The organism is Streptomyces goshikiensis (assembly GCF_014650555.1).
In the GTDB taxonomy this organism is placed as follows: Bacteria; Actinomycetota; Actinomycetes; order Streptomycetales; family Streptomycetaceae; genus Streptomyces; species Streptomyces goshikiensis.
Genome location: NZ_BMVE01000001.1, coordinates 953531 through 970154, shown reverse-complemented (window position 1 = coordinate 970154; position 16624 = coordinate 953531). Strand labels below are relative to the sequence as shown.

Sequence of the window (16624 nt, the reverse complement as noted above, 5' to 3'; positions counted from 1 at the left end):
AACCGACGGGGAGGCGTTGTGGGGCTGAGGGCCGGCACCTGGCTCAGGAGATGGGACGGCGACCGGGCGCGGGGGCCCGGGGAGCGGGGCGAGCGGCTCGTCGCCTGGCTGCTGAGGCCCGCGTCCCGGCCCTGGCAGGCCGTCTCGCTCGCGGTGCTCCTCGGCATCTGCGTCTCCACCAGCCTGCGCGGGAACTGGGGCTCCGACAACGCCTTCGTGGTCAAGGCCGCCGACGCGCTGCTCGCGGGCGCCTCCCCGTACGAGGACAAGCGGTTCCTGTACCTGCCGAGCGCCGTGGTCATGGCGGTGCCGGAGGCGCTGCTGCCGACGCCGGTGCTGCGCTGGCTGCTGCCGGTGGGGATCTCGGGGCTGCTGGCGGTCGGCTGGTGGGCGGCGCTGCGGCTGTTCTCGGTGCCGCTGCGGTCCCGCTTCGCGGTGGGGGGTTTCGCGCTGTTCGCGATCGCCTACAAGCCGTACGTGAACCTCGTGCTGATCGGGAACTGGACGGCCGTCTCCGCGGCTGCCCTGCCCGTGGCGCTGCTGCTCGCACACCGCAGGTCCTGGGTGGGCGCCGGGCTGGTGGTGGGGCTGGCGATCGCCTGCAAGCCGATGCTGGTTCCGGTCGGGCTGCTCTTCGTACTGGCCCGGCAGTGGCGGGGGCTGGCGGCGGCGGTGCTGCTGCCGGTGGCGGTGTCGCTGGCCGGGGCGCTGCTGATGCCGAGCCCGACGCTGTTCTTCACCAAGACGCTGCCGTTCCTGCTGGGCGGGCAGGACGCGTACGCGCTGCCCTGGGACGCCTCGCCGATCGCGGTGCTGCCGCGGCTGGGGGTGCCGGAGCCGGTGGCGGTCGCGGTGGCCTTCGCGGGGGCCGCGGGCGGGCTGTGGGGCGCCTGGCGGCGCTGGCGGCGGTCGGACGAGCCGGACGAGGGGCAGCTGCGGCTGGTGGAGACGGCCTGCATGGTGATGCTCGCCGCATTCCTGGTCTCCCGTCCCTCCTTCGACCACTACCTCCTGGTGGTGCTGCCGCTGCTGCTGGCCTCGGGGGTGCGGCCCGGCTCGATGCCCCGCTCGCCCTGGTTCTGGCTGGCCCTGACGCCGCAGGTGGTCCTGCTCCCGTGGCCCTCGGAGCTGGCCCACAAGCGGCGCGCGTTCAAGGACTGCGCGACCCTCTGCGGGCTCGCGATTCTGCTGGCGCGTCGTGCACTGCTCTCCGGCCGGGTTACCCTTGAGCCCGTAACAACTGCGGGGTCCCCACCCAGGACCGAACCGGAGTGCGCCGCGACGCCAGCAGCATCGGCATCGCGGACCGCGTTTTGACCCGTATGGGTCTGCTTGGGTATCCTGCTGGTTTGTTATGCGTATTGGCTTTCTCATTCTCACGTGAAAGGGCCTTGCGCCGGTCCACCGGACCGATGACCAGCAGTTCACACGCGGGTTGCGTCCCCGATGTGAACGAGGGCTGTCGTGATCGTCCGTGGTGACCCTGTCAGGACCCGTCCCTTCGGGCTCACGCCCTGGGGATGACCCACCACTGAAGAAGCGAAGGCATACGCGTGCGTACGTTCAGCCCCAAGCCCGGCGACATCTCGCGCCAGTGGCTCGTCATCGACGCCCAGGACGTTGTCCTCGGCCGTCTGGCGACCCAGGCCGCCGCCCTCCTGCGCGGCAAGCACAAGCCGACTTACGCCCCCCACATGGACATGGGCGACTTCGTCATCATCGTCAACGCCGACAAGGTTCACCTGTCCGGCAACAAGGCGTCGCAGAAGATGGCGTACCGCCACTCGGGCTACCCGGGCGGTCTCCGTTCGGTGCGCTACGACGACCTCCTGGCGAACAACCCGGAGAAGGCCGTCGAGAAGGCCATCAAGGGCATGCTCCCCAAGAACACCCTGGGCCGTCAGATGCTCTCGAAGCTGAAGGTCTACTCGGGCGACCAGCACCCCCACGCTGCCCAGCAGCCGGTGCCGTTCGAGATCACCCAGGTCGCGCAGTAGTTCCGGCCACCCCCTAAGACGTAGAAAATTCTGAGGAGCATCGTGGCCGAGACCACCGCCGAGACCCCCGTCGAAGAGTTCGAGGGCGTCGAGGAGTACACCACCGAGTCTGAGGTTGTCGTCGAGGGCGACTACACCTCCGAGTCCCTTGCCGGTCGCTTCGGCGACCCCCAGCCGGCCGCCGGCCTGGGCCGTCGCAAGAACGCCATCGCCCGCGTCCGGATCGTTCCGGGCACCGGCAAGTGGAAGATCAACGGTCGCACCCTTGAGGACTACTTCCCCAACAAGGTGCACCAGCAGGAAGTCAACGAGCCGTTCAAGCTCCTTGAGCTCGACAACCGCTACGACGTCATCGCGCGCATCGCGGGTGGCGGCGTCTCCGGCCAGGCCGGCGCCCTGCGCCTCGGCGTGGCCCGTGCGCTGAACGAGGCGGACGTCGACAACAACCGCCCGGCGCTGAAGAAGGCCGGCTTCCTTTCCCGCGACGACCGTGCGGTCGAGCGCAAGAAGGCCGGTCTCAAGAAGGCCCGTAAGGCTCCGCAGTACAGCAAGCGTTAATCTGCGCCTGCTGTTCAGCAACGAAACCGCCCCGGCAGCACTCTCCGTGCTGCCGGGGCGGTTCGTTTACCGCCACAAGCGGCAATACCTGGCACAAGCGGTCACACACAATCAGTGAACTCGGGAGGACAACAGTGGGACGACTCTTCGGGACGGACGGTGTACGAGGCGTCGCCAACGCGGATCTGACGGCTGAGCTCGCGCTCGGCCTCTCCGTGGCGGCTGCGCACGTACTCGCCGAAGCGGGCACGTTCGCGGGCCACCGGCCGACGGCCGTGGTCGGCCGCGACCCCCGGGCCTCCGGCGAGTTCCTGGAGGCCGCGGTCGTCGCGGGCCTCGCGAGCGCGGGCGTGGACGTCCTGCGCGTCGGTGTGCTGCCCACCCCGGCGGTGGCGTATCTCACCGGTGCGCTGGGCGCCGACCTCGGCGTGATGCTCTCCGCCAGCCACAACGCGATGCCCGACAACGGCATCAAGTTCTTCGCGCGCGGCGGCCACAAGCTCGCCGACGAGCTGGAGGACCGCATCGAGTCGACCTACGAGCAGCACCGCACCGGCGCTCCCTGGGACCGGCCCACCGGCGCCGGCGTCGGCCGGGTCTCCGACTACGACGAGGGCTTCGACAAGTACGTCGCCCACCTCATCGGCGTGCTGCCCAACCGCCTCGACGGGCTGAAGATCGTCCTGGACGAGGCGCACGGCGCGGCCGCCCGCGTCTCCCCCGAGGCCTTCGCCCGGGCCGGCGCCGAGGTCGTCACCATCGGTGCCGAGCCCGACGGCCTGAACATCAACGACGGGTGCGGCTCCACCCACCTGGGTCTGCTGAAGGCGGCCGTCGTCGAGCACGGCGCCGACTTCGGCATCGCGCACGACGGCGACGCCGACCGCTGCCTCGCGGTCGACGGCGCCGGCGAGGAGATCGACGGCGACCAGATCCTCGCGGTGCTGGCGCTGGCCATGCGCGAGGCGGGCCAGCTGCGCGGCAACACGGTGGTCGGCACCGTGATGTCGAACCTGGGCTTCAAGCTGGCCATGGAGGGCGAGGGCATCCAGGTCGTGCAGACCGGTGTCGGCGACCGCTACGTGCTGGAGTCGATGAAGGAGAACGGCTACGCGCTGGGCGGCGAGCAGTCCGGCCACGTGATCATCCTCGACCACGCGACCACCGGTGACGGCACTCTGACCGGCCTGATGCTGGCGGCGCGCGTCGTGGCCACCGGCCGTTCCCTGGCCGAGCTGGCCGGCGTCATGCAGCGGCTGCCGCAGGTCCTGGTCAACGTCCCGGACGTGGACAAGTCCCGCGTGTCCACCTCCGCCGAGCTGGCCGCGGCCGTCGCCGAGGCCGAGCGCGAGCTGGGCACCACCGGCCGGGTGCTGCTGCGCCCGTCGGGTACGGAGCCGCTGGTGCGCGTGATGGTCGAGGCCGCCGACATCGAGCAGGCCCGCGCGGTGGCGGGCCGACTCGCCGACGTCGTGAAGTCGGCGCTGGGCTAAAGCCACACGGGCCTAGGCTGCCGGGGGGTTCAGCCCCTTGGAACGGCGGATCCAGCGACCTCGCTGGGTCCGCCACAGTGCTTTCTGGGCGTACAGCGTCAGCACGCCGGCCAGCATGATGCCGCACAGGTTCAGCAGGAGCTGCTCCAGCGATCCCCACATCTGGCCGAACTCCCCGTAGCTGAGGGCGACGGCGGCGTTCGCCGCGGCCGGGACGGTGGTCACGGAGATCGCCACGCCGACGAGCGCCCCGGACTTCGCGGAGGTCAGCGAGAGCGTGCCGGCGATGCCCGCGAGCAGCGACACCACGAAGGACAGCGGGTCCGGCTGCCAGATGAAGTTCGTGTTCGGGCGGGGCTGGTCCAGCATCTCCCGCGAGAACTGCCCGATGGCGTCCATTCCCAGGCTGAACACGGTGGTGGCGGCGATCCCCACGGCGAAGCCGGTCAGCAGGGCCGTCAGGGAGCGCAGCGCGAGACGCGGCTTGGACCGGACGATGCCCGTGCAGACCCCCGCCAGCGGGCCGAACTCGGGGCCGACGGCCATCGCGCCCACGATCAGGATCGAGTTGTCGAGCACCACACCACAGGACGCGATCATGGTCGCGAGGATCATGAACCCGCAGTAGGTGATGGAGAGCGTGGACTCCTCGTGGGTCGCCTCGGCCAGCTGTTCCCACAGGACGGCGTCGGCCGCCTCACCGGGGGCCTCCCGCTCGGCCGCGTCCGCCCGCTCGGACAGGGACAGGTCGATGTTCTCGACGGCGATCGAGCCGTCCTTCCCGATGCCCAGGCCCTGGAGCTCCCGCAGCAGCTCGTCCCCGGCCTCCCGGGCGACGTCGCAGAGCACGAGGTCGCCCTCGGGGTCGCGCGCGGCGCCGGGCAGCACGACGACGTGCGTGGTGCCGACCGTCGACTCGATGGCCGACAGCGCGGACTGCGTACGGTCGGGCGGGACGATCAACCGGAGGTGCAGCATGCCCGCACCCTAAGGGCCGATCGGTCAGAGCTTGCGGAGGCTGAGTTTCTGCACCTTGTGATCCGGGCCCTTGCGGACGACGAGGGTGGCGCGGCCGCGGGTGGGGGCGACGTTCTCCAGCAGGTTGGGCTTGTTGATCGTGCGCCACATGGTCTGCGCGTACTCCAGGGCCTCCTCCTCGGAGACCTGGGTGTACTTGCGGAAGTAGGAGAACGGGTTCTGGAACGCGGTCTCGCGGAGCTTGCGGAACCGGTTGAGGTACCAGCGCTCGATGTCCTCGGGGCGGGCGTCCACGTACACGCTGAAGTCGAAGTAGTCGGCGAGGCCGACGCGGGTGCGGCCGTCCTTGCCGGGCAGGGCCGGCTGGAGGACGTTGAGCCCCTCGACGATGAGGATGTCGGGGCGGCGTACGACGAGCCGCTCGCCCGGGACGATGTCGTAGATCAGGTGCGAGTACACGGGGGCCGTGACCTCGTCCTTGCCGGCCTTGATGTCGGCGACGAAGCGGGTCAGCGCGCGGCGGTCGTACGACTCGGGGAAGCCCTTGCGGGCGGTCAGACCGCGCCGCTGGAGTTCCTTCATGGGGTAGAGGAAGCCGTCGGTGGTGACGAGCTCGACGCGGGGGTGCTCGGGCCAGCGGGCGAGCAGGGCCTGGAGCAGACGGGCCACCGTGGACTTGCCGACGGCGACGGACCCGGCGACGCCTATGACGAAGGGCGTGCCCTGCTGGGCGCCGTGGCCGTTGCCGGCGTCCCCGAGGAAGGTGTTCAGGGTGCCGCGCAGCTGGCTGGTGGCGCCCACGTACAGGTTGAGGAGGCGGGAGAGCGGGAGGTAGACGTCCCGGACCTCGTCGAGGTCGATGACGTCGCCGAGACCGCGCAGCCGCTCGACCTCGTCGGCGGTGAGGGGGAGCGGGGTCCGCTCTCTCAGGGCGCTCCACTCGGCCCGGGTGAGGTCGACGTACGGCGAGACCTCGGCCCGGCGCGGGGGGCGGTCGGCCCGGTCGGTCCGGTCGGGGCGCTCCATCGCGCTGTCCGGCGTGCTTCGTGGCGGCGAAGTGATCACAGGGCCATTGTCGGGGCTCGGGGCCGGTTGTGGGTGGTGGGCTCGGTCACGTACGGGGTCGGGGACGGGGGCCGGGGCCGTCGGGGGCGGGGTGACGGGCGGGGTCACCGGCGTGGGTTTTCGTCTTGTTCAGGTCCCTGGCAGGAGCCGGACGGGGGCGTACCCTGCCGCCTATGTGCGGAATTGTGGGTTACGTGGGAGCGCAGTCGGCGCTCGATGTGGTCATCGCCGGACTCAAGCGACTGGAGTACCGCGGCTACGACTCGGCCGGGGTCGCCGTGCTCACGGACGGGGAGCTGGCCACCGCCAAGAAGGCCGGCAAGCTGGTCAATCTGGAGAAGGAGCTGGTGGGGCACCCGCTGCCGGCCGGCTCCGCGGGGCTCGGGCACACCCGGTGGGCTACCCACGGCGGGCCCACCGACATCAACGCGCACCCCCACCTCGACAACGCGGGGCGGGTGGCCGTCGTCCACAACGGGATCATCGAGAACTTCGCCGCGCTGCGCGAGGAGCTGGCCGAGCGCGGGCACCGGCTGGAGTCCGAGACGGACACGGAGGTCGTGGCGCACCTGCTGGCGGAGCGGTTCGGGGACTGCGGGGACCTGGCGGAGGCCATGCGGCAGGTCTGCCGGCGGCTGGAGGGCGCGTTCACGCTGGTCGCGGTGCACGCCGACGCGCCGGACGTGGTGGTCGGCGCCCGCCGGAACTCGCCCCTGGTGGTGGGCGTTGGAGAAGGCGAGAACTTCCTCGCCTCGGACGTGGCCGCCTTCATCGCCCACACGCGGTCCGCGATCGAGCTGGGGCAGGACCAGGTCGTCGAGCTCCGCCGCGAGGGGGTGACGGTGACCGACTTCGGCGGTGCGCCGGCGACCGTGCGGGCGTACCACGTGGACTGGGACGCCTCGGCGGCCGAGAAGGGGGGATATGACTACTTCATGCTCAAGGAGATCGCCGAGCAGCCGAAGGCTGTCGCCGACACCCTCCTGGGCAGGATCGACGCGAACGGCTCGCTGACCCTGGACGAGGTGCGCATCCCCGCCTCGGTGCTCCGGGAAGTCGACAAGGTCGTGATCGTGGCGTGCGGTACGGCGTACCACGCGGGCATGATCGCGAAGCTGGCGATCGAGCACTGGACCCGCATCCCGTGCGAGACGGAGCTGGCGAGCGAGTTCCGCTACCGCGACCCGATCCTGGACCAGCGGACGCTGGTGATCGCGATCTCGCAGTCCGGCGAGACCATGGACACCCTGATGGCGCTGCGGCACGCGCGCGAGCAGGGCGCCAGGGTGCTGGCGGTCTGCAATACGAACGGGTCGACGATCCCGCGCGAATCGGACGCCGTGCTGTACACGCACGCCGGTCCGGAGGTGGCCGTCGCCTCGACCAAGGCGTTCCTGACGCAACTGGTGGCCTGCTATCTGGTCGCGCTGTACCTCGGGCAGGTGCGGGGTACGAAGTGGGGCGACGAGATCGGGGCGGTGATCCGGGAGCTGTCGGAGATCGCCGGCGCGGTGGACACCGTACTGGAGACCATGGAGCCGGTGCGGGCGCTGGCGCGGTCGCTGGCGGACAAGGACACGGTGCTGTTCCTGGGGCGGCACGTCGGGTACCCGGTGGCGCTGGAGGGCGCGCTCAAGCTCAAGGAGCTGGCGTACATGCACGCCGAGGGCTTCGCGGCGGGCGAGCTCAAGCACGGGCCGATCGCGCTGATCGAGGAGGATCTGCCGGTGGTGGTGGTCGTGCCGTCGCCGCGCGGGCGCTCGGTGCTGCACGACAAGATCGTCTCGAACATCCAGGAGATCCGGGCGCGCGGGGCGCGGACCATCGTGATCGCGGAGGAGGGCGACGAGGCGGTCGTCCCGTACGCCGACCACCTGATCCGGATCCCGGCCACGCCGACGCTGCTCCAGCCGCTGGTGGCGACGGTGCCGTTGCAGGTGTTCGCGTGCGAGCTGGCGACGGCGCGGGGCAACGAGGTGGACCAGCCGCGTAACCTCGCGAAATCGGTGACGGTGGAGTAGCCGGCGGAGCAGGCAGGGGTCTGGTGTTGTGATTATCGGTGTGGGGATTGACGTGGCCGAGATCGAGCGGTTCGGCGCCGCGCTGGAGCGGACGCCGCATCTGGCCGGGCGGCTCTTCATCGACGCCGAGTTGACGCTGCCGAGCGGCGAGCGGCGCGGGGTCGCCTCGCTCGCCGCCCGGTTCGCGGCGAAGGAGGCCCTGGCCAAGGCGCTCGGCGCGCCCGCCGGGCTGCTGTGGACGGACGCCGAGGTGTACGTCGAGGAGAGCGGGCAGCCGAGGCTGCGGGTGTCCGGGACGGTCGAGCGGCGGGCGCAGGCGCTGGGCGTGAAGTCCTGGCACATCTCGCTGAGCCACGACGCGGGGGTGGCCTCCGCCGTGGTGATCGCCGAGGGGTAGCCGAGGGGGCCGAGGCTCCGAGGGGGGCCGAGGGGGGCCGAGGGGGCCGAGCGGGAGCGGCAAGGGGTCGCGGGGAGGTCCGTCGGGCAGGCTGGGGGGCATGCGTACTGCTTACAGCGTGGAGACCGTACGGGCCGCCGAGCGCGAGCTGATCGCCAGGCTGCCGGAGGGCGCCCTGATGCAGCGGGCCGCGGCCGGGCTGGCCGCCGTGTGCGCGGGGCTGCTGCGGAAGGTGTACGGGGCGCGCGTCGTCCTGCTGGTCGGCCCCGGGGACAACGGCGGCGACGCCCTGTACGCGGGCGCGCGCCTCGCGCGGCGCGGGGCCGGGGTGACGGCGGTGGCGATGGATCCGGAGCGGATCCACGGGGGCGGGCTGCGGGCGCTGCTGGCGGCCGGCGGCCGGCTCGCGGACGGCGTTCCCGCCCGGGCCGACCTGGTGCTGGACGGGCTCGTCGGGATCGGCGGGCGGGGCGGTCTGCGGCCGGCCGCGGCGGCCCTGGTGGAGCGGATCCCGGCCGGGGCGGTGGTGGTGGCCGTGGACCTGCCGAGCGGGGTGGACGCGGACACCGGGGAAGTGGCGGGAGCGGCCGTACGGGCCGATGTCACGGTGACGTTCGGGGCGTACAAGCCGGGGCTGCTCATCGACCCCGGGGCCTCACGGGCCGGGGTGGTGCGGCTGGTGGACATCGGGCTGTCGCTGCCCGAACCGGAGGCCGAGGCTCTGCAGGACGCCGAGGTGGCGGCGCTGCTGCCGGTGCCGACGGCTTCGAGCGACAAGTACCGGCGGGGCGTGGTCGGGGTCGTCGCCGGGTCGTCGCAGTACCCGGGCGCGGCGGTGCTGGCCGTGTCGGGGGCGCTGCGGGGCGGCGCGGGCGCGGTGCGGTACGTGGGGCCCGCGGCGGACGCGGTGCTCGCGCGGTACCCGGAGACGCTGATCGGGCGGGGCCGGGTGCAGGCGTGGGTGGTCGGCCCGGGACTGGGATCCGGCCGGGCCGCCGAGGTCGCGGAGGTCCTGGCGGACCCGGTGCCGGTGCTGGTCGACGCGGACGGGCTGCGCGGGCTGGACCCGGAGGTGCTGCGGGGCCGGCTGGCCCCGACGCTGCTGACCCCGCACGCGGGGGAGGCGGCGGCGCTGCTGGGGGCTTCGCGGGAGGAGGTGGAAGCCGCCCGGCTGACGTCGGTCCGCGCGCTGGCCGTGAAGTACGGGGCGGTGGCGCTGCTGAAGGGCTCGACGACGCTGGTGGCCGCCGCCGGGGGGCCGGTACGGGTGAACCCGACGGGGACGCCGTGGCTGGCGACCGCGGGCAGCGGTGACGTCCTCTCGGGGCTCACGGGGTCCCTGCTGGCGGCGGGCCTGGACGCGCTGGACGCCGCCTCGGTGGGTGCGTACCTGCACGGCCTGGCGGCCCGCCGAGCCGCCTCCGGAGCGCCCCTCCTGGCCCAGCACATCGCCGACTCCCTCCCGGAAGCCTGGCGCCAACACCCCTGACGGGGTCTCGTCGAGCCACGGAGGGGGTGGGGCGGGCGTTCTGAGAGACTGTGCGGGATGAACGAGACAGCGACGCGCGTGTACGCCGAGATCGATCTTGATGCCGTACGGGGGAACGTGCGCGCCCTGCGGGAGCGGGCGCCGCGCGCCCAGGTCATGGCCGTCGTCAAGGCGGACGGCTACGGGCACGGCGCCGTCCCCTGCGCCCGCGCCGCCCTGGACGCCGGCGCGGCGTGGATCGGCACCGCCACGCCCCAGGAGGCCCTCGCGCTCCGCGCCGCCGGCATCGACGCCCCCCTCATGTGCTGGCTGTGGACCCCCGGCGGGCCCTGGCGGGAGGCCGTCGAGGCCGGCATCGACGTCTCCGTCAGCGCCCTGTGGGCCCTCGACGAGGTACGGGCCGCCGCCCGCGCCGCCGGCCGCACCGCGCGGATCCAGCTCAAGGCCGACACCGGCCTCGGCCGGGCCGGCTGCCAGCCCGCCGACTGGGCGGAGCTCGTCGGCGCGGCCGTCGCCGCCCAGGCCGAGGGAACCGTCCGGGTCACCGGCCTCTGGTCGCACTTCGCCTGCGCCGACGAGCCCGGCCACCCCTCCGTCCCGCTCCAGCTCGCCGCGTTCCGCGACATGCTCGCGTACGCCGAGAAGGAGGGCGTCGAGCCCGAGGTCCGGCACATCGCCAACTCGCCCGCGACCCTCACCCTCCCCGAGAGCCACTTCGACCTCGTCCGCTGCGGCCTCGCCGTCTACGGCGTGTCGCCCGCCCCCGAGCTCGGCACGCCCGCCCAGCTCGGGCTGCGCCCGGCGATGACCCTCAAGGCCTCCGTGGCGCTGGTCAAGGCCGTCCCCGCCGGGCACGGCGTCAGCTACGGGCACCACCACGTCACCGCCGCGGACACGCGCCTCGCGCTGATCCCCGCCGGGTACGCCGACGGCGTCCCGCGCCACGCCTCCGGCCGCGGGCCGGTGCTGGTCGGCGGCAAGGTCCGTACCGTCGCCGGGCGCGTCGCGATGGACCAGTTCGTCGTCGACCTCGGCCCCGACGACCTGGTCGAGGCGGGGGACGAGGCCGTCCTCTTCGGCCCCGGCGACGGCGGCGAACCCACCGCCGAGGACTGGGCGCAGGCCGCCGACACCATCGCGTATGAGATCGTCACCCGTATCGGCGGCCGGGTGCCCCGGGTGTACCGCAACGGCTGAGCGAGGACGGGCGTGGGTGACGGCGTGGGCGACGGCGTGAGCGAGAACTGGCGCAAGGCCGGCTGGGCCGGCGCCGCCATCGGTGTCATCGCGGCGGGCGCGGCGGCCGGAGTCGCCATGGAGCGGCTCACCGTCGGCCGCGGCATGCGCATGAAGGCCCGCCTCGCGCTCGACGCCGCCGGGGACTACGGGTCCCTGCGCGGCACCGAGGGGACCACCCGCGCCGAGGACGCCACCGAGATCTACTACGAGACCGACGAGCTGCCCGAGGAGAAGGGCAGCCGGGGCCGCCTGCTGCGCCGCAAGGCCGCGGCCGCGCCGACCGTCGTGTTCTGCCACGGCTACTGCCTCAGCCAGGACTCCTGGCACTTCCAGCGCGCCGCCCTGCGCGGCGTGGTCCGCTCCGTCTACTGGGACCAGCGCAGCCACGGCCGCTCCGCGCGCGGTCTCGCCCAGGCCGACGGCGAACCGGTGACCATCGAGCAGCTCGGCCGCGACCTGAAGGCCGTCATCGACGCGGCCGCGCCCGAGGGCCCCCTCGTGCTCGTCGGGCACTCCATGGGCGGTATGACGATCATGGCGCTGGCCGAGCAGTTCCCCGGGCTGGTACGGGAGCGCGTGCTCGGCGTGGCCCTGATCGGCACCTCCAGCGGGGGCCTGGGCGAGGTCACGTACGGGCTGCCGCTGCCCGCCGCCGGGCTGAGCGCGGTGCGCCGGGTGCTGCCCGGGGTGCTCAGGGCGCTCGGCTCCCAGGTCGAGCTGGTCGAGAAGGGCCGCCGGGCCACCGCCGACCTCTTCGCCGGGATGGTCAAGCGCTACTCGTTCGGCTCGCGCGAGGTGGACCCGGCCGTCGCCCGATTCGCCGAGCGGCTCATCGAGACCACCCCCATCGACGTGGTCGCGGAGTTCTACCCGGCGTTCCAGATCCACGACAAGTCCGCCGCGCTCCAGCGGTTCGCGGACATCCCCGTCACCGTCATCGCCGGGGACCGCGACATGATCACCCCGGCGGCGCACAGCGAGGCCATCAAGGCCGAGCTGCCGGCCGCCGAGCTGACCGTCCTGGAGTCCGCCGGGCACCTGATGATGCTGGAGTACCCGGAGACCGTGACGGGGCTGCTGGGCGACCTGCTGGTGCGCACCGGAGCCGTGGCCGCAGCGACTAACGTTGGCGGGCATGGAAGAAGTACCGCGGGAAGCACCGCAGGAACCGCAGGAAGTACCCCGCAGCCGGGCCACTGACGCCGCTGCCCAGGCCCTCGTCACCGTCGACTCCCCGGACTCCATGCGGGAGCTGGGCCGAAGGATCGCGGGCCTGCTGCGCCCCGGCGACCTCGTGCTGCTGACCGGTGAGCTCGGCGCCGGCAAGACCACCCTGACGCGGGGCCTGGGCGAGGGTCTCGGGGTGCGCGGGGCCGTGACCTCGCCGACCTTCGTGATCGCCCGGGTGCACCCCCCGCTGGCGGACGGGCCGCCGCTGGTGCACGTGGACGCGTACCGGCTCGGCGGCGGGCTGGACGAGATGGAGGACCTGGACCTCGACGTCTCGCTGCCCGAGTCCGTGGTCGTCGTGGAGTGGGGCGACGGCAAGGTCGAGGAGCTCTCCGACGACCGGCTGCACGTGGTCATCGCGCGGGCGGTCGGCCACGAGGAGGTCCTGGACGACGTCCGGGAGGTCTCGGTGCACGGGGTCGGGGCGCGCTGGGCGGACGGCGCCGGGCTGGAGGAGCTCTCCGGGGTCCTCTCGGAGTAGCCGTCCCCTGCGCGATCGCCCCGGGGACAACCGCCCCGGTGGCCGCTCCGGCGGCCGCCGGGGGTAAACGTACCGACAACTCGTCGGCAAGATATTGCGCTGGTGGCGGGGGTCGTGGTCACATGGTACCGAAGCTTTCTTAGGTATACCTAAGTTCGGTGTTCCGGACCCCCAGGAGGCAGCCATGTCGGCTGACGCGGCAGTGCACGGCGACCCCCGCCCGTCCGCCCTGTCCATGAGGGCGCTGCTGGCGGCGGGGAGGGCCGCCAGCGCGGTGTCCACACCGCCCGCGTGGGGGTGGGCCCTGCCGGAGGAGTCCGAGGGCGCCACGACGGAAACGGCCGCCCCGGAGTCCGAAGCGGCCTGATGTCCTGATCCCGTACGGGTGAATACCCGGGGGGAGGCTCCCGTCAGGGAACGACGACGACCTTCGAGTCGATCGTCGCGAAGGCCCACATGGCGTCCCCGTCCAGGCGCGACATCCGGATGCCGCCGGTCTTCTTGTTCGGGTCGGGCTCCGGCATCGAACCGTCCACCCGGGCGCTGAACCCGACCGCGACGCCCTCGGCCGTGGCGAAGCGCACGACGTGCTCGATCGGCACCCCGTCCGATCCGGTGACCGCGCCCGAACGCGCGCCGACCTTGACCGTGTAGGTACCCGGCTTCGGGTGCACCGTGCTCGGCATCACCGCGAACGACTTTGGCGCGCCACCCTCGCCGACCAGCCACACCCGCTTCTGGGACAGTGAGTACACGACCCGGGTCCCGGTGCCGGAGTTCTCCGGCAGGGCCGCAGGCTTGGCCGGATCCTGCTTGGCGGGCGCGGCGCCGGACGGGCTCGCGGCGGGGCTCGGGGCCTGCCCGGCCGCCTTCGGCGGGAGCGCGGGCGCCGTCGCGGAGGCCTGGTAGCCGAGGAAGCCGACGGCGGCCAGTGCCGCGACGGTGAGCCCCGCCACGATTCCCGAGCTGCTGCGTGCCACCTTGCTCCACCTCTCCACGCGTGCCGTGATCCGGTGCCGCACGGGCACCTCGGTCGAAAGGTAGCAGCCGGGCCGCTCCACGACCGGCCGCGAGGCCCTCCGTCCCCGGAGTCGTAGGCTGTTCGCGTGCTCTTGCTCGCTGTAGATACCGCCACGCCCGCCGTCACCGTCGCCCTGCACGACGGCGAGTCCGTCCTCGCCGAGTCGAACCAGGTCGACGCCCGCCGCCACGGGGAGCTCCTGCTGCCCTCCGTCGACGCCGTCCTCGCCCGGGCCGGGGTCAAGCTCGAAGCCGTCACCGGCGTCGTCGTCGGCGTCGGCCCCGGCCCCTACACCGGGCTCCGCGTCGGCCTCGTCACCGCCTCCACCTTCGCCGCCGTCCTCGGCGTCCCCGTGCACGGCCTGTGCACCCTCGACGGACTCGCGTACGCCGCGGGCGCCGCCGGGATCGAGGGCCCCTTCACCGTCGCCACCGACGCGCGGCGCAAGGAGGTCTACTGGGCCCGGTACGAGGACCCGCGCACCCGGGTCGGGGAGCCCTCGGTCGACCGCCCGGCCGACATCGCCGAGCGCGTCGCGGGCCTGCCCGCCGTCGGCCAGGGGGCCCGCCTGTACCCCGAGGTCTTCCCGGACGCCCGCGACCCCGAGCACCAGTCGGCCGCAGCCCTCGCCGCGCTGGCCGCCGAGCGGCTGGCCGCCGGGGCGGAGTTCCTCCCGCCGACCCCGCTCTACCTGCGCCGGCCCGACGCCGAGGTACCGAAGAACTACAAGGTGGTCACCCCGCAGTGACAGCGGTACTGCGCGAGATGCGCTGGTGGGACATCGAGCCCGTGCTGGAACTGGAACACGAGCTGTTCCCCGAGGACGCCTGGTCCGCGGGCATGTTCTGGTCCGAGCTCGCCCACGCGCGCGGCCCCGGGGCCACCCGCCGCTACGTCGTCGCCGAGACCCCGGACGGCCGCCTGGTCGGCTACGCCGGGCTGTCCGCCGCCGGCGACCTGGGCGACGTACAGACCATCGCGGCCGCGCGCGACCAGTGGGGCACCGGGCTCGGCGCCCGGCTGCTCACCGACCTGCTGCGCGCCGCCACCGCCTTCGAATGCGCCGAGGTGCTCCTGGAGGTACGGGTGGACAACACCCGCGCCCAGAAGCTGTACGAGCGCTTCGGCTTCGAGCCCATCGGCTTCCGGCGGGGCTACTACCAGCCCGGCAACGTCGACGCGCTCGTGATGCGCCTTTCCGATCCCGCAAGCTCCGTACCCGTACAAGGTGAGACCCATGGCTGACGAACCGCTCGTCCTCGGCATCGAGACCTCCTGCGACGAGACCGGCGTCGGCGTCGTCCGCGGCACCACCCTCCTCGCGGACGCGATCGCCTCCAGCGTCGACGAGCACGCCCGCTTCGGCGGGGTCGTGCCGGAGGTCGCCTCCCGGGCTCACCTGGAGGCGATGGTCCCGACCATCGAGCGCGCCCTGAAGGAGGCCGGGGTCAGCGCCCGCGACCTCGACGGCATCGCGGTCACCGCCGGCCCGGGCCTCGCGGGGGCGCTGCTGGTGGGCGTCTCGGCGGCGAAGGCGTACGCGTACGCGCTGGGCAAGCCGCTGTACGGGGTGAACCACCTGGCCTCGCACATCTGCGTCGACCAGCTGGAGCACGGGCCGCTGCCGGAGCCGACGATGGCGCTGCTGGTCTCCGGCGGGCACTCCTCGCTGCTGCTGGCCCCGGACATCACCTCCGACGTCCGGCCGCTCGGCGCGACCATCGACGACGCGGCCGGCGAGGCCTTCGACAAGATCGCGCGCGTGCTCCAGCTGGGCTTCCCCGGCGGCCCGGTCATCGACCGGCTCGCGCGCGAGGGCGACCCGAAGGCGATCAACTTCCCGCGCGGGCTCACGGGGCCGCGCGACGCGGCGTACGACTTCTCCTTCTCCGGCCTCAAGACGGCGGTCGCCCGCTGGATCGAGGCGAAGCGGAAGGCGGGCGAGGAGGTGCCGGTGCGCGATGTGGCGGCGTCCTTCCAGGAGGCCGTGGTGGACGTGCTGACGCGCAAGGCGATCCGCGCGTGCAAGGACGAGGGCGTCGACCACCTGATGATCGGCGGCGGTGTCGCGGCCAACTCCCGGCTGCGTTCGCTGGCGCAGGAGCGCTGCGACGACGCGGGGATCGTCCTGCGGGTGCCGCGGCCGAAGCTGTGCACCGACAACGGCGCGATGGTGGCGGCGCTGGGCGCGGAGATGGTCAGGCGGAACCGCCCGGCCTCGGACTGGGACCTCTCGGCCGACTCCTCCCTGCCGGTGACGGACCCGCACGTGCCGGGCACGGCGCACACCCACGGCCACGACCACGACCACGAGCACGGCCACGGTCACGCGCACGATCACGACCACGTCCACGAGATGAGCAAGGACAACCTGTACTCATGAGTACCGTCGCGCTGATGTGGGAGGCCCGGGCCGCCGGCGGGCGGGGCAACGAGCTGCTGGAGTGGGCCCGTTCGCAGGTGCTCGCCGAAGAGCCGGTGCGCCGTGAGGTGTTCCGGGCCCCGCAGGACCGGGTGCTCGTCATCACCTGGTGGGAGACGGCCGAGGGGGTGGCGGCGGAGCTGCCCGAACTTCCCGAGCCCGCGGCCGACTTGATCGCGCGGGCCGTGCACCGCTGGCGCTTCGAGTCGGTGGAGGTCGGCGAGGGCTGACGC

Annotated in this window: 18 protein-coding genes; 15 read left to right on the top strand and 3 right to left on the bottom strand. The window is 73.1% G+C overall.

Features of this window, described 5'->3' with window-relative positions; genetic code table 11:
• Window positions 1-24 precede the first annotated feature (24 nt).
• From IE248_RS04410 to glmM, 4 genes are all read left to right on the top strand, one after another.
• On the top strand, window positions 25-1317 hold the full coding sequence (locus IE248_RS04410; RefSeq protein ID WP_190030078.1) for a glycosyltransferase family 87 protein: 1293 nt from the start codon (window positions 25-27) through the stop codon (window positions 1315-1317).
• A gap of 236 nt (window positions 1318-1553) precedes the next feature.
• A complete protein-coding gene (rplM, locus tag IE248_RS04405) occupies window positions 1554-1997 on the top strand; it encodes a 50S ribosomal protein L13 (protein ID WP_008739660.1) in 444 nt (147 codons plus the stop codon).
• A gap of 42 nt (window positions 1998-2039) precedes the next feature.
• On the top strand, window positions 2040-2555 hold the full coding sequence (gene rpsI, locus IE248_RS04400; protein ID WP_008739658.1) for a 30S ribosomal protein S9: 516 nt from the start codon (window positions 2040-2042) through the stop codon (window positions 2553-2555).
• Between the two features lie 134 nt (window positions 2556-2689).
• Window positions 2690-4048, top strand: coding sequence for a phosphoglucosamine mutase (glmM, locus tag IE248_RS04395; RefSeq protein WP_008739656.1), 1359 nt, complete (start codon window positions 2690-2692; stop codon window positions 4046-4048).
• Window positions 4049-4060: 12 nt separating this feature from the next.
• Here glmM and IE248_RS04390 read toward each other — a convergent pair whose 3' ends face one another.
• Window positions 4061-5026, bottom strand: a complete 966-nt coding sequence (locus IE248_RS04390; RefSeq protein ID WP_190029977.1) for a DUF389 domain-containing protein — start codon at window positions 5024-5026, stop codon at window positions 4061-4063.
• Between the two features lie 24 nt (window positions 5027-5050).
• Window positions 5051-6052: a type I pantothenate kinase gene (gene coaA, locus IE248_RS04385; RefSeq protein WP_008739652.1), complete on the bottom strand. Its 1002-nt coding sequence runs from the start codon at window positions 6050-6052 to the stop codon at window positions 5051-5053.
• Between the two features lie 212 nt (window positions 6053-6264).
• On the opposite strand from coaA, the gene glmS reads away from it, so the two are divergent.
• The 7 genes from glmS to IE248_RS04350 all read left to right on the top strand — a co-directional run bounded on the left by glmS (window position 6265) and on the right by IE248_RS04350 (window position 13315).
• A complete protein-coding gene (gene glmS, locus IE248_RS04380) occupies window positions 6265-8112 on the top strand; it encodes a glutamine--fructose-6-phosphate transaminase (isomerizing) (protein ID WP_008739650.1) in 1848 nt (615 codons plus the stop codon).
• Window positions 8113-8140: 28 nt separating this feature from the next.
• Entirely contained in the window at window positions 8141-8509 is a 369-nt protein-coding gene (locus tag IE248_RS04375; protein WP_190029976.1) for a holo-ACP synthase, read from the top strand.
• 100 nt (window positions 8510-8609) lie between these two features.
• Window positions 8610-9998, top strand: coding sequence for an NAD(P)H-hydrate dehydratase (locus tag IE248_RS04370; protein ID WP_190029975.1), 1389 nt, complete (start codon window positions 8610-8612; stop codon window positions 9996-9998).
• Window positions 9999-10055: 57 nt separating this feature from the next.
• Entirely contained in the window at window positions 10056-11195 is a 1140-nt protein-coding gene (alr, locus tag IE248_RS04365) for an alanine racemase (protein WP_037791983.1), read from the top strand.
• Window positions 11196-11207: 12 nt separating this feature from the next.
• A complete protein-coding gene (locus tag IE248_RS04360) occupies window positions 11208-12437 on the top strand; it encodes an alpha/beta fold hydrolase (protein WP_073794669.1) in 1230 nt (409 codons plus the stop codon).
• Entirely contained in the window at window positions 12373-12948 is a 576-nt protein-coding gene (gene tsaE / locus IE248_RS04355) for a tRNA (adenosine(37)-N6)-threonylcarbamoyltransferase complex ATPase subunit type 1 TsaE (RefSeq protein WP_079195889.1), read from the top strand. The genes IE248_RS04360 and tsaE overlap by 65 nt, the downstream gene beginning before the upstream one ends.
• A 184-nt stretch (window positions 12949-13132) precedes the next feature.
• A complete protein-coding gene (locus tag IE248_RS04350) occupies window positions 13133-13315 on the top strand; it encodes a hypothetical protein (protein ID WP_008739640.1) in 183 nt (60 codons plus the stop codon).
• A 43-nt stretch (window positions 13316-13358) separates the two neighbouring features.
• Here IE248_RS04350 and IE248_RS04345 read toward each other — a convergent pair whose 3' ends face one another.
• Window positions 13359-13928 carry a hypothetical protein gene (locus tag IE248_RS04345; protein WP_037792050.1) on the bottom strand — a complete coding sequence of 190 codons (570 nt, stop codon included), beginning with the start codon at window positions 13926-13928 and terminating at the stop codon, window positions 13359-13361.
• Window positions 13929-14054: 126 nt separating this feature from the next.
• Here IE248_RS04345 and tsaB point away from each other — a divergent pair, with 126 nt between their 5' ends.
• The 4 genes from tsaB to IE248_RS04325 are packed head-to-tail and all read left to right on the top strand — an operon-like array spanning window position 14055 to window position 16621.
• Window positions 14055-14717 (top strand): tRNA (adenosine(37)-N6)-threonylcarbamoyltransferase complex dimerization subunit type 1 TsaB, encoded by a 663-nt coding sequence (gene tsaB / locus IE248_RS04340; RefSeq protein WP_037798044.1) that lies wholly within the window; start codon window positions 14055-14057, stop codon window positions 14715-14717.
• A 17-nt stretch (window positions 14718-14734) separates the two neighbouring features.
• A complete protein-coding gene (gene rimI, locus IE248_RS04335; RefSeq protein WP_008739636.1) occupies window positions 14735-15214 on the top strand; it encodes a ribosomal protein S18-alanine N-acetyltransferase in 480 nt (159 codons plus the stop codon).
• On the top strand, window positions 15207-16352 hold the full coding sequence (gene tsaD, locus IE248_RS04330) for a tRNA (adenosine(37)-N6)-threonylcarbamoyltransferase complex transferase subunit TsaD (protein ID WP_190029974.1): 1146 nt from the start codon (window positions 15207-15209) through the stop codon (window positions 16350-16352). Before rimI ends, tsaD begins: the two co-directional genes overlap by 8 nt.
• A complete protein-coding gene (locus IE248_RS04325) occupies window positions 16349-16621 on the top strand; it encodes a hypothetical protein (RefSeq protein WP_008739632.1) in 273 nt (90 codons plus the stop codon). The genes tsaD and IE248_RS04325 overlap by 4 nt, the downstream gene beginning before the upstream one ends.
• The last annotated feature ends 3 nt before the right edge of the window (window positions 16622-16624 follow it).